Origin of the sequence: Sedimentibacter hydroxybenzoicus DSM 7310 (assembly GCF_013403245.1) — a bacterium.
GTDB classification, from domain to species: Bacteria; Bacillota; Clostridia; order Tissierellales; family Sedimentibacteraceae; genus Sedimentibacter; species Sedimentibacter hydroxybenzoicus.
Genome location: NZ_JACBNQ010000042.1, coordinates 1 through 12,349 on the forward strand (window position 1 = coordinate 1; position 12,349 = coordinate 12,349).

Here is a 12,349-nt window from a genome sequence, read left to right on the forward strand (position 1 = left end):
AGTAAATCATAGAGTAGTTTAGATAAATCAATGCTTAGCTATATTTACTTTGCATAATCGTCAACTTTGCATAAGGCTCCATCGTCTCGCCAATACTATCAAACATATACCTACACTATGTACTTGATATATGGTTCGAGAAGAGGATAAGGAAATACAGTGACGGGGAAAGCGAAATTGTTCGTTATGCTGATGACTTTGTATGTTGCTTCAAATATGAAGGGGACACTAGAAGATTCCTAACTGCTTTAGAGCAAAGACTGAAGAAATTTGGTTTGGAACTATCAACAGATAAAACAAGAACGATACCATTTGGGAAATATGCAAATGAAAGAGTGAAGAAAATAGGACTAAAAAGACCAGAAACATTTGACTTTTTAGGATTTACTCACTACTGTAGTTTGGCAAGAAATAAGCAATTTGCCCTAAGAGTACAGACAAATACAGAGCAAAATTAAAAGGTCTGAAGCTTTGGCTAAAGAAAGCAGTTCATGTCATAACAACAAAAGACATAATTGATAGAGTGAATACAATATTAAGAGGATATTATAACTACTATTGTATTAGAGGTAATTCTCAAATGGTTAGGCGATTTAGAAGCGACTTTATAAAGTTAATTTATAAATGGCTCAACCGACGAGGTCAAAGAAATAGTTTTACATGGGATAAGTTTAACTTATTTTTGAAATATAACCCTATTATCTACCCAAAGGTAGTTGCTTGCATATCGGTAGATTAACTACGAAGGATATTATGAAAAGCCGTATGCCTTAATTGGGCACGTACGGATTTGTGAGGGGGAATAGTCGCGAGATTATTCTCTACTCGACAAGCTTTGTTATGTATGTTTACATTCGGAACTTTAATAGTATCAATTATCGCCTTGTCTAAAGACAAGCTTAAGTAGTTTTTATACATAAAAGGGAAACCTTGGGTATAAAAAAACAACCCCTTTCATTAGATCTGTTTCTTGTCTAACAAAAAGAGTTCACTTCAATTTCCCCAAACTATGCGGTTATTTTTAACCAAATACCAAGGGAACTGACCGTTTCTTCGACAGTTCCTTTTATTTAATTCAATTATTACATAAAATATGGTATATGTCAAGATAATTCGTTTAAATTACAACAACTCCACTCCGTTAATCACCAGCTTAAATCTCAACTTTAAGAATTCTGCTGCTCTTCTGCATAGGAGCATTCTGCCTAAAAATATTTCAAAATAATCCATTACTTTGAAGGTTGTTGTATCTATTTTCAGTTCTAATATTGCATAATTACATTCTGTATCAATAATTAAATTGGATGATTCTACCGAGTAATTAACACGGTCATGGATGTCAAAGGTAGATGTTACTTTATTTCTTACCCTTGTCCTCCTTACATCACTTTTGTCAGCAAGTATCAATGCCGCTGCTACGGCGTTGACCGGTATGGCTGTTGATTCGTCGTGGTTTCCGATGGCTGAAATTATGGTGGCAATTTCATCAACGTCCATTCCCATTTTATCTAATAAACGGAATGCCATTATAGCGCCTGTTTGTGCGTGATCCACGCGGTTTACAACATTGCCGATGTCGTGTATAAAACCTGCAATCTGGGCTAATTCAGCTGTTCTGGCATCATATCCCAGCTGACTTAATATATCATGTGCCTGATTTGCAACCTTGCCTACATGAGCAAAGGAATGTTCTGTATAACCTAATTCATATAATGAATCGTCTGCTTTCGTTATGTATGTTTGTATTTCTTTATTATTTCTTATATCGTCAAATGTAATCATATTTCACCTCTTGTTAGTTTACATATATGTTAATTATGTTAAAAATTGAGATCCTTCACTGTGTTCAGGATAACAAAATCAACGCAGATCCTCATTAAATTCAGGATGACATTCTACATCATAAGCGTAAATGGATAGCTGTCAGGGTCAGAAGTAAATTCTATGTACTCCTTTGTCTTCGGGTGTTTGAATCCAAATTTATGTGACCAAAGAGCTATTTGTGTGAATTCCTTTTTCTTTACAAATACTTTGTTGTATTTGTTATCCCCCCATATTGGCATGCCCGAATTAGACAGCTGTAATCGTATTTGATGGTGTCTGCCGGTGTAAAGCTTTACCCTGAGTAAAGAAAGTGTACCATACTCTTCTGTTTGGCAGTGGCTTAAAACTTCATATTCCAATTTAGCTGATTTTGCTTGCTTATCGTCTGAAGTTGTAATTTTGGACATGTTGATAGTTTTTAGCTTTTTTATATAATCTTCTAAAATTGCATTGCTGTTTTGGGGTAACCCGCAAACAACCGTCAGATATTCTTTTTGTGTTTGCCTCAGCTGGACCTGCTTGGATAATTCTTTATTTGCAAACTCTGTCTTAGCAAAAACTATTACTCCCCCGACAGGTCGATCCAGACGTTGTATGAGTCCTAAGTATGGTTTTTCACCTTTATTTGTTAAATACTTAATTGCCTGTGACATCAAATCCTCATCGTTTGTTTTATCGCTTTGTGACGGTATACCCTGAGGCTTATTCAGACAAAGTATGTATTTATCTTCGTATATAATATTCATATATTCTCCTGTTTTTAAGGTATGGGGATACACCTTCAGTCAATAGCCGGTCTCCGGCTTTAGAAGTGATGTCCCCACCCCTCTATATTAAATCTGCGTAATGTGCATCTATGGCTTTTACCAAATCATCAGGTCGTATTATTATCTGTACTCCGATTGCTCCTGCACTTACTATTATTTTATCCTGCAATAAAGCGGATTCATCGATAAAGGTTTTATATTGTTTTTTCATGCCTATCGGTGAGCAGCCGCCTCTTATGTATCCGGTATTTTTAGTTAAATCCTTTAATGGCAGCATTTCTATGTTTTTTTCCGAAGATGCTTTTGCTGCCTTTTTCAAATCCAATTCATATTCTACGGGTATACAAAACACAAAGAGTTCCTTGCTGTGACCCGAAGCTGCCAAGGTTTTAAAAACCGCTTCCGGATTTTGTCCTGTTTTATGTGCTACGGATATGCCGTCTACATGACCGTCCTCGGTATCATAAGTCATATAATCGTATTCTATTTTTAACGTTTCAAGGATTCTCATGGCATTAGTTTTGTTAAATTTTTTCAAAATATCACCCCTCTAACTTATCAAAACAACACTTCTTTAAGCTTATACAAAACAAATAGGTTTAACATAAGTGCTATTATTGTTATTATTACAAAATCAGGTTTTTTTGTTTTGTGATGAAATAGCAGCATTGAAGCAATACTCCCAAATACTCCGCCAATATAGCTTAATGCATGAAGCGTCTTCTCCTGAATTCTCCATCTGTCTTTTTTGGATTTTTGTTTATCTATAAAGAAGATTATAAATGAAATCAGGTTAATTATAATATAGTACGTTAATATTAATGTTAATTTACTCATGGACGCCTCACAATAAGCTTGTTTATTTTCTTTCCTTCTCTTACAAAACGCTCTTCATACTCTGTCATAACATTGTTCTCCACATATGGGCTGTTGTGAAGATCTCTTGTAAGAATTACAAATTCCCAGCCCTCCTGCATAAATTGTTCCACAGAATATTCAAACAAATCATCGTTATCTGTCTTCATATGAATTTCACCATCGTTTGTCAAAACAATTTTATATACTTCCAAAAAACTTTTATGTGTCAATCTTCTCTTATAGTGTGAAGGTTTTGGCCAAGGATCTGAAAAATTCAGGTAAATTCTTTGTATTGAATCAGGCTCAAAAACATCCTTTAATATATCTCCGTTAGAATAGACGATAAAATAATTGTCAGGATCTTCTTCAAGCATTGATTTTGCACATCTATATGCAACCTTTACACTCTTTTCAAATCCAAAGTAATTTATATCCGGATTTTTTATTGCTGTTTCCCTGATGAACTTTCCCTTTCCGCATCCCAATTCCACATGTATGGGATGACTGTTGTTGAAAGCATCATTTAATTTATATCCCCGCTTTTCCGGCTCGGTAATTGTTTTTTCGTGTTGTTTAAGGTATTGGTACTGACCCGGTATATATCTTAGTCGCATGAAATTCTCCTGAATATTTATTAGAACATGTAGGCATGTTATTTGTGATATTGCCTGATACTGTCAGTATATCATGTTTATTAAAAGTTTACATTATTTCGGAATAATAAACAATAATATTTTTATTGTTATAACAATTTTGTCGTTAAGTATATGTTGCATAATCTTACAAAACACAGTAGAATATACTTAACAAAATTTATGAGGTGTATTATGGATTTTTTAATGAATTTGCACGGTCCTATTCTTTATATTATTATATTTCTCGCTAAAATTATAGAGGTATCAATAGCGACCATCAGATTAGTATATATTAACAAGGGTGAGAGAGTAATAGGAGCAATTTTAGCTTTTGTAGAAATAATTATCTGGCTTATTGTTGTAAGCTCGGTTTTAAATAATATTTCAGAAGATCCTTTAAAAATGTTTGTATACGCAATTGCTTTTTCACTGGGTAACTATATCGGAATTACAATCGAATCAAAAATAGCCGTTGGATTAGCTTCCATACAGGTTGTTGTAAATGAAGATACAGGAAAAATGCTTGCAGAAATATTAAGAGAAGAAAACTACGGAGTTACTATAATAGATGGAAGAGGCAAAAATGACAGCAAAAAATCACTTTTGTTCATCCAATTAAAAAGAAAGAAAATACCTGACGCTGTTAAGCTGATAAAACAAACTGCTCCAACTGCATATATAACTATCAATGATATCAAATCAATGGTAGGTGGATACTTAAAATAGTTCAATCCAACAAAATTCGTAGGAGGTGTAAATATTTTATGAATGATAATGCTGATAATTCTATGCGGAAAAGCCCTGAAACGTGGGAACGTACATTCTTGGACGAATGTACGGTGCAGACCTTGCACTTTATACGGGATACAGCTTTGAGGATGTACCTCGGGATATATATTATGCTCCTTATGTAAAATGGGCTGCTGAAAGCGGTGTAATTTTAGGTGTATCTGCAAGCTCATTTGAACCGGAAAGAGCAGTAACACGTCAGGAAATGGCAGCTATGATGTACCGATTTATGGATCATTTAGGACTTTCATTTACGAATGACAATAACGAATTCACCGATGACAACCTTATTGATGCATGGGCAAAGGAAAGCATCATGCAGCTTAAGGGAATGGGAATTATTTCAGGCAGGGCAGATAACAAATTCGATCCTTACGGAGTATCAACACGCGCTGAGGTAGCAGCAGTGCTGAGAAGACTGATTGAATATTTTCTTAAATAAAACTGTAAATATCTTTCTCCTAATATAGACTAAGGCTGTGCATTGCGGTTAAACTGCAATGCACAGCCTTTTTTATATCATTCATTTTACAAACGCACCGTAAATCGCTCTTATTGCGCCCTCAAAATCCTTATCCTCCACTCCGACAATTATATTGATTTCGCTGGAACCCTGGTCAATCATACGAATATTTATGTTATCGTTCCCCAATGCTGTAAACAACTTTGCTGAAATTCCCGGCTTGTAAGCCATTTTTATTCCGACGGTTGTGATTAAGCTTAAGTTTTTAAAAACATTTACTGACTGTGCTCCACATTTTGTTTTTATTTCCTCAGCTAACTCATGCGTTACCCTTTCCAGTCCTTCCGACGGAAGAATGATGGAGAAGCTGTCTATACCCGACGGTAAATGCTCTATGCTTAATCCCTTGTCTTCAAACACTTCTAAAGCTCTTCTTACAACGCCTACTTCATTAGCCATATGTTCCTTGTGGATATAAAAAACGGTAAAGTTTTTTTTGCCGGCAATTCCTGTGATAATATCTTCGTTTCCGTTACCGTCATAGCTGCTGTCATCTATAATTATCGTTCCCGGATTATCTGGCTCATTTGTATTTCTTATATTTATAGGTATGCCTGCTTCTCTTGCCGGAAATATTGCTTCATCATGAAGCACCGAGGCTCCCATGTAGGAAAGTTCCCTGAGCTCCTGATAGGTTATTTTTTTTATTTGCTTTGGATTATTAACGATACGCGGGTCAGCCATCAGGAAGCCTGAGACATCCGTCCAGTTTTCATAAACATTGGCTCCCGAAAAAGCTGCAACTATCGCACCTGTTATGTCGGAGCCGCCTCTTGAAAAAACCTTAATGCTGCCGTCAGGATATGAACCGTAGAATCCGGGTATTACAGCTCTTTTTGAATTCTGTAATGCTTCACACAATTTTTCTTTCGTTCTTTCATTGTTTACTGACCCGTCATAATTAAAGAAGATTACATCCTTGGCATCTATAAAGTCACAATTTAAATAATCTGCCAGGAGCAATGCACTTAAATATTCTCCTCTGCTCACAATGTAATCTTCATCGCATTTATTATCTAAATTATCCTTTATAATCCTAAATTCTTTTTCTAAATCTATATTTAAATGCAATTCCTCTTTAATTGAATTGTATCTATCCTCTATTATTTTAAAAATAGGTGCGTGAGGAACCGAAAATTTAATATGTGCATGTGTCAGATACAGTAAATCCGTAATTTTATTATCTTCCTTAAATCTTTTACCGGGAGCTGAAACTACTACAAATCTTCTTGCGTCGTCACTTTTTATTATATCATGTACTTTTTTAAGCTGAGAAGCATCAGACATGGAAGTACCGCCGAATTTTGCTACCTTTAACATTTGTCCTCCTATATTGATGATATTTTATTAAGATAACATATAACAGTCATAGTGTCAACAATTTAAATACATACGTCTTTAAATCACGAATAATCATCCTCTCAGGTCATCAAGTAGCTTTGTTTTTTCTATGGTTCTGTCATCCTTATATTTTATTATTTTAGCAGGGCTTCCCGCAACAACCGCCATTTCGGGCACATCCTCCGTAACCACACTTCCCGCAGCAACAACTGATCCCTTGCCAACCTTTACTCCCTCCAGAACAACCGCATTGGCACCAATTAAAACATCATCCTCTATAATAACCGGTGTCTTGCTTGGCGGCTCTAAAACTCCTGCAATAACCGCACCGGCTCCGATATGAACATTTTTGCCTATTGTTCCTCTTGCGCCTACAACCGCATTCATATCAATCATTGTTTTTTCGCCTATAACGGCACCTATATTTATTACCGCACCCATCATTATTACAGCATCCTTGCCTATGGTGCACATGTCTCTGATGATGGCACCCGGCTCTATGCGCGCATTTACTTCATTTGTATTTAACAATGGTATTGCGGAGTTTCTTCTGTCATACTCCAAATGGTAGTTTTCTATTTGGGGATTTTCGGACAACAATTTTTGTGCATCTGAGTATTCGCCTATGAGTATCGCAATATCTCCTGATTGGAATACCTTCATATTGCAGCTTTCTATATTGTTTACATTTCCTGATACATAAAGCTTTACAGGTGTTGATTTTTTTGCATCTTTTATAAATTTTGCTATTTCGTATGGATCTTGTAAAAACATCTTTACCTCCTGGTTTTACGCTATATTTACTATTTTATTAGTTTTTCTGTTATCCATGTCAAAAAGTTCTTCAGTCGTATAAAAACCTTCTTTTTGATTCACTAATTTTAACGCTATATCAATTGCTCCTCTGGCAAATATCTTTTTAGAAAACGCAGTGTGCTTTATTTCTATAATTTCATCAATTCCTGAAAATATAACCGTATGCTCTCCCGGTATAGTTCCCGCCCTCAACGAATGCATCTCGATTTTTTCTCTCCCCGTCTCCTGCATTATGTCTTCAGCCAACGTTTTAGCTGTACCGCTTGGGGCATCCACCTTTTTATTATGATGCCTGTCTACTATGTCTATCTCAAAATTATTTAAATCATTACTGATTAATTTTAACATCTTTCTTACAATATTTATTCCTGTTGAAGTATTTGATGAAAGCAGAACCGGTATATTCTTTCCTGCTTCTACAATTTTATTTTTTTGCTCCTGATTAAAGCCTGTAGTACAAATCAGTAATGCAGCATTTCTTTCCTTCGCATAATTTAATAGAAAATCAAGATTAGCCGGATTTGAAAAATCTATAATTATATCTATATCGTGTACATTTTCACACTTCTTTCTGTCTTTAGGTGATATAATCCCTGTAAGCTTAACATTATCATATGTTTTTATTTCTTGCTCGACTACCTTTCCCATAGCTCCATAACCGCATAAAGCAACATTTATCATATATTTCTTCCTCCCATCCTTAACAATTTATGCCGTACCTTCTCATTTCGTTAATCAATTTATGTCTGTTTTCATCTGACATAGGATACAGAGGTTCTCTGACCTCAGAGCTGCATAAATTCATGATTCCCATCGCCTCTTTAACAGGTATAGGATTAGTTTCAATAAACAAAGCATTAATCAGTCCATTCATATTTAACTGCGCATCTCTTGCTTCATCTATGTTTCTGTCATTGTAATCATCCACAATCTTTTTAGTTTCAGCAGGCAGTATGTTAGCAACTACAGAAATAACTCCGTGACCTCCTAACGACATTAGCGGAACGATCATATCGTCATTTCCGGAATAAACCAAGAAGTCTTTGGGGCAAATTCTTAATATTTCGGCTACCTGACTGATATTGCCGCTTGCCTCCTTAATTCCTACGATGTTATTAATTTTAGATAATTCTAACACCGTACTTGGCTCAATATTCATGCCCGTTCTTGCCTGCACGCTGTAAACTATTATAGGCAATGATGTGCTTTCTGCAATCATTCTGTAGTGATTTATCAATCCTCTTTGTGTTGTTTTGTTATAATATGGAGTTACTAATAACAACCCATCGGCTCCTGCTTCCTCACAGAATTTTGCTTTCTTAACAGATGCTGCGGTACAGTTGCTTCCTGCACCTGCTATAACAGGTATTCTTTTTGCCACTCTGTCAATTACAAATCTTACAATCTCATGGTATTCATCATCTGTCAATGCAGGGGTTTCAGCAGTTGTACCTGCCACTATAATTGAACCGGACCGCTCAACATGCATGTCTACCAATTTCCCCAAAGTTTCATAATCAACTTCTCCATTTACAAATGGTGTTACTAAAGCTACCCCACAGCCATTTATTAAATCTTTCATTTCTTTTTCTCCTTAAAAATTATTTAATTAAAATAATTTTCATGTCGCTTTTTTTCAATAAAAAAAGCGACATAAGAGCAAAAGGGCTCTCAGACGCTTGCAAAAAACACCGAACCTTCTGCCCAGCATATTACAGCTCTCTTTTATAGGATTGGGAAGCATCCTATAAAAACAGTATTACATCTATTAAATGTAATCCCAGAGAAAAATCCCTTCGGCGAGTCACCCTTTCAGGCATTGCCTTACTCTTGATCATCGCAACCTCTGTAATATACCCACGAAAATATTTAATTTTTTCTATTATATGCTTGATGGCTGTTTATGTCAATAAGAATTTCAAATTCTTTTTATTGAAATTATTTCTTCATAATATTTCTTATCAAATGAAACCTTTATAAGCTTAGTTAAATCATAGGCTTTTGAGCTTAATATTTTCTCAACCTTTCCTTCACAAACTTCCTTACCCATTCTGTCAACCAGCGTAACCGTATCATTTGCTTGGGGTAACGGCAAATACTCATACGGTATTGTAATCATTGCGCTGTCCTCGTTATAATTTATGTCCATCAAATGTATGGCTATACCTGGACACTTAACGACACATATTCCACATCCGGTACATTTGCTTAAATCAATAGTCGGAAGATTTGTTATGGGATTTCCTACATTGATTGCACCTCTCGGACACGATGTTTCACAAGGATTGCAGGGTATTTGCTCAATACATTCTATTACAGCTATATTCCCTGTTTTATAATCTTCTTCCGTGGGGAATCCGGGTGAAGCTCTCAGCTCTTCGATTGAAGGAGCACCGCATTTCTTTAAGCATGACATAGAATCATCCCCTCTCCTTCTTCCAATATCCTGTCCTTTGCGGTTTTTCTCTTTTCTCCGAATTGTCCGCACCTTAACGAGTCAAGCTTAGTCCAGATTTCTTCTATTCTTTTTTCTGCCTGAGCATCATCAATTAAATTCAAATCATACGCAACGCTTATGCCTGCCAGACGTCCTTCTTCCATGGCTGTACTTGCTTCTTCTATACCTGCAACATCACCTGCAACGTATATGCCGTCAACTGTTGTTCTCATATACCTGTCATGAACGGGTACGTATCCGCCCATGCTTCCGATGAATGTAAACTTACAGCCTGCAAGCCAGATAAGCTCTACCATTGGTGTTAAGCCAACTGCAAGACATATTGTATCTGCATCAAATATTTTTTCTGTTCCTTCAATTTCCTTCCAATTGCTGTCTAATTGAACTATTTCTACACGTTCTACCCTGTTTTTTCCATGTGCTCTTTTTATAGTATGACTCGTATAAAACGGTACGCCTGCCCTTGCAACCTTCGCGGTATGAACTCCATACCCCCCAAGAGTCGGAGCTGCTTCAACTATCGCAGCTACCTCTGCACCGGCCTGCATTAATTGATATGACACTATTACTCCAACATTTCCCGAGCCAAGCATCAATACTTTATGACCGGGCAGTACTCTGTTTAAGTTTATCATCGTTTGGGCGGCACCTGCACCCATTACCCCTGGAAGCTCCCAGCCGTCAAATTGAACTGAATTTTCATACGCTCCCGTTGCAATTATAATTTTACCCGCTGTTATCTCCCTTGAAATCTCTTTATTTTCTATTATCCAAATCTTTTTATCGGGAGTCAGTCCGCATACCTCAGTGTTCAGCATTACTTCTATATTTAGTTTTTCCGTATCGTCTAAAAGCTCTGTGCCTATATTTATACCTCTTGTTCCTGCCTTATGCTCTCTTGAACCGAAGAATTTGTGAATTTGCTTGAAAAGCTGTCCTCCGGGTTTATTGTTTTCATCAATCAGCAATACCCTTGCTCCCGCTCCGGCAGCTTCTATGGATGCGGCAAGGCCGGCAGGACCGGCTCCAACGATGACAACATCATAATTATTCATTTTTCCACTCGCCTCTCCCATATTGAGTTTCTACCTTCATTCCATCCTTCACTTCGGTAACGCATGTTCTTACATTCGGTATTCCGTCAACAATCATGACACAGTCGGTGCATCTTCCTATACCGCAATATATACCTCTTGGCTTATTATGTTTTTCCGTATATCTGAAGCTGTGCACACCGTTGGCTATTAAAGCCGATGCGATCATTTCACCTTTCAACGCAGTAATTTCCTTGCCGTCAAAGGTTATTGTAACGATTTCCTCTCTTGTGTCCTTACCTAATATGGGATGATCCTTTATCCTTGTCATAATTCACCTCATTGAAGTACTGTCAGGCTTTCATCTACGATTCTTTTTACCTCAGGGGTAGGTTTTGTCAGAGGCAGCCGATATCCTCCTACATTAAATCCCATTGAATTTAATGCATATTTTACCGGAATAGGATTTGTGGTAACAAAAAGTGCATCAAATAAATTTGTTAATTTCAAATTTATTTCGGCAGCCTTTTCTATATCCTTATTTTCAAAGGCATCTATCATATCTCCCATTATTTTTCCGCCTACATTTGATGCAACGCTTATTATTCCATATCCGCCTACAGCCAATGACGGCAGCGTCAATATATCCTCACCGCTGTATACTAAAAAATCTTCGGGAGTTTCATTCACCATTCTGATAAATTGTGCCATATCGCCGCTTGCTTCTTTAATTGCAACTATATTCTTTATTTCAGCAAGCTTAGATAATGTTTTTACGCTCATATTTACTCCTGTTCTTCCGGGTACATTGTAAATTATGACAGGAAGATCAGTACTCTCTGCAACTGTTTTGAAATGCTCATATAATGATTCTTGATTAGGCTTGTTGTAGTAGGGTGTTATTACCAATAATCCGTCTACATTCAAATCCTCTATATTTTTAATGTTTTCAATTGTTTTCTTAGTATTGTTTGTTCCGACACCTGCAATGATAGGTACATTTACATTTTTCTTTACTTCAGATATAAGCTTATACACCTCATCACCTGTTAAGGTAGGCGATTCCCCTGTCGTTCCGTTTAACAGCAGTGCCGAGCTTCTTTCAATTACAAGCTTTTCAGCAAATTTAACGGCCTGATTGTAATCAACATTCAGTTCTGAATCAAAAGGTGTTACCATTGCAGTTATTAAACGTCCCCAATTCATATTTAGCCCTCCTTTAAAACTTTCGTAGTGTCAAGTAAACACTACTATTTTTTTGTTAAAACCTTTATATATCAAGGGTTGCATAGTCTTTATAAAAC

At 36.4% G+C, this 12,349-nt stretch carries 18 protein-coding genes and 1 riboswitch; of the genes, 5 read left to right on the forward strand and 13 right to left on the reverse strand.

Annotated features, from left to right (window positions below; translation table 11 throughout):
- Positions 1 to 80: 80 nt before the first annotated feature.
- The 3 genes from HZF24_RS18245 to HZF24_RS19460 all read left to right on the forward strand — a co-directional run bounded on the left by HZF24_RS18245 (position 81) and on the right by HZF24_RS19460 (position 907).
- The gene (locus tag HZF24_RS18245) at positions 81 to 458 is read left to right on the forward strand and encodes a reverse transcriptase domain-containing protein (protein ID WP_322790759.1); all 378 of its coding nucleotides are present in this window, start codon (positions 81 to 83) and stop codon (positions 456 to 458) included.
- A 5-nt stretch (positions 459 to 463) separates the two neighbouring features.
- Entirely contained in the window at positions 464 to 739 is a 276-nt protein-coding gene (locus tag HZF24_RS19455) for a group II intron maturase-specific domain-containing protein (protein WP_218835334.1), read from the forward strand.
- A gap of 63 nt (positions 740 to 802) precedes the next feature.
- Positions 803 to 907: a putative holin-like toxin gene (locus tag HZF24_RS19460; RefSeq protein WP_407695762.1), complete on the forward strand. Its 105-nt coding sequence runs from the start codon at positions 803 to 805 to the stop codon at positions 905 to 907.
- Positions 908 to 1,122: 215 nt separating this feature from the next.
- Here HZF24_RS19460 and HZF24_RS18255 read toward each other — a convergent pair whose 3' ends face one another.
- The 5 genes from HZF24_RS18255 to trmB all read right to left on the reverse strand — a co-directional run bounded on the left by HZF24_RS18255 (position 1,123) and on the right by trmB (position 4,063).
- Positions 1,123 to 1,782, reverse strand: coding sequence for an HD domain-containing protein (locus HZF24_RS18255; RefSeq protein WP_179239811.1), 660 nt, complete (start codon positions 1,780 to 1,782; stop codon positions 1,123 to 1,125).
- 113 nt (positions 1,783 to 1,895) lie between these two features.
- A complete protein-coding gene (locus HZF24_RS18260; RefSeq protein ID WP_179239812.1) occupies positions 1,896 to 2,570 on the reverse strand; it encodes an RluA family pseudouridine synthase in 675 nt (224 codons plus the stop codon).
- 82 nt (positions 2,571 to 2,652) lie between these two features.
- Positions 2,653 to 3,129, reverse strand: coding sequence for a Cys-tRNA(Pro) deacylase (ybaK, locus tag HZF24_RS18265; protein WP_246346185.1), 477 nt, complete (start codon positions 3,127 to 3,129; stop codon positions 2,653 to 2,655).
- Positions 3,130 to 3,149: 20 nt separating this feature from the next.
- Positions 3,150 to 3,428, reverse strand: coding sequence for a DUF1294 domain-containing protein (locus HZF24_RS18270; protein WP_179239813.1), 279 nt, complete (start codon positions 3,426 to 3,428; stop codon positions 3,150 to 3,152).
- Entirely contained in the window at positions 3,425 to 4,063 is a 639-nt protein-coding gene (gene trmB, locus HZF24_RS18275; RefSeq protein ID WP_179239814.1) for a tRNA (guanosine(46)-N7)-methyltransferase TrmB, read from the reverse strand. Before trmB ends, HZF24_RS18270 begins: the two co-directional genes overlap by 4 nt.
- Positions 4,064 to 4,276: 213 nt before the next feature.
- Here trmB and HZF24_RS18280 point away from each other — a divergent pair, with 213 nt between their 5' ends.
- Both HZF24_RS18280 and HZF24_RS18285 read left to right on the forward strand, forming a co-directional pair.
- Positions 4,277 to 4,810, forward strand: a complete 534-nt coding sequence (locus HZF24_RS18280; RefSeq protein ID WP_246346186.1) for a DUF2179 domain-containing protein — start codon at positions 4,277 to 4,279, stop codon at positions 4,808 to 4,810.
- 106 nt (positions 4,811 to 4,916) lie between these two features.
- Positions 4,917 to 5,315: an S-layer homology domain-containing protein gene (locus HZF24_RS18285; RefSeq protein WP_179239815.1), complete on the forward strand. Its 399-nt coding sequence runs from the start codon at positions 4,917 to 4,919 to the stop codon at positions 5,313 to 5,315.
- Between the two features lie 81 nt (positions 5,316 to 5,396).
- On the opposite strand, the gene HZF24_RS18290 is transcribed toward HZF24_RS18285, so the two are convergent.
- The 8 genes from HZF24_RS18290 to dapA (HZF24_RS18325) all read right to left on the reverse strand — a co-directional run bounded on the left by HZF24_RS18290 (position 5,397) and on the right by dapA (HZF24_RS18325) (position 12,251).
- The gene (locus HZF24_RS18290; RefSeq protein WP_179239816.1) at positions 5,397 to 6,716 is read right to left on the reverse strand and encodes an aspartate kinase; all 1,320 of its coding nucleotides are present in this window, start codon (positions 6,714 to 6,716) and stop codon (positions 5,397 to 5,399) included.
- Between the two features lie 93 nt (positions 6,717 to 6,809).
- Entirely contained in the window at positions 6,810 to 7,511 is a 702-nt protein-coding gene (gene dapD, locus HZF24_RS18295) for a 2,3,4,5-tetrahydropyridine-2,6-dicarboxylate N-acetyltransferase (protein WP_179239817.1), read from the reverse strand.
- Positions 7,512 to 7,526: 15 nt separating this feature from the next.
- Positions 7,527 to 8,234, reverse strand: a complete 708-nt coding sequence (locus HZF24_RS18300) for a 4-hydroxy-tetrahydrodipicolinate reductase (protein WP_218835333.1) — start codon at positions 8,232 to 8,234, stop codon at positions 7,527 to 7,529.
- Positions 8,235 to 8,253: 19 nt separating this feature from the next.
- Positions 8,254 to 9,135 (reverse strand): 4-hydroxy-tetrahydrodipicolinate synthase, encoded by an 882-nt coding sequence (gene dapA, locus HZF24_RS18305; protein WP_179239818.1) that lies wholly within the window; start codon positions 9,133 to 9,135, stop codon positions 8,254 to 8,256.
- 125 nt (positions 9,136 to 9,260) lie between these two features.
- Positions 9,261 to 9,410: riboswitch (Lysine riboswitch) on the reverse strand.
- A 61-nt stretch (positions 9,411 to 9,471) separates the two neighbouring features.
- Positions 9,472 to 9,969: a 4Fe-4S binding protein gene (locus HZF24_RS18310; protein WP_179239819.1), complete on the reverse strand. Its 498-nt coding sequence runs from the start codon at positions 9,967 to 9,969 to the stop codon at positions 9,472 to 9,474.
- Positions 9,957 to 11,066: an NAD(P)/FAD-dependent oxidoreductase gene (locus HZF24_RS18315; protein ID WP_179239820.1), complete on the reverse strand. Its 1,110-nt coding sequence runs from the start codon at positions 11,064 to 11,066 to the stop codon at positions 9,957 to 9,959. The genes HZF24_RS18310 and HZF24_RS18315 overlap by 13 nt, the downstream gene beginning before the upstream one ends.
- Positions 11,059 to 11,376, reverse strand: a complete 318-nt coding sequence (locus tag HZF24_RS18320; RefSeq protein WP_179239821.1) for a (2Fe-2S)-binding protein — start codon at positions 11,374 to 11,376, stop codon at positions 11,059 to 11,061. Before HZF24_RS18320 ends, HZF24_RS18315 begins: the two co-directional genes overlap by 8 nt.
- 8 nt (positions 11,377 to 11,384) lie before the next feature.
- Positions 11,385 to 12,251, reverse strand: a complete 867-nt coding sequence (gene dapA, locus HZF24_RS18325; protein ID WP_179239822.1) for a 4-hydroxy-tetrahydrodipicolinate synthase — start codon at positions 12,249 to 12,251, stop codon at positions 11,385 to 11,387.
- Positions 12,252 to 12,349 lie beyond the last annotated feature (98 nt).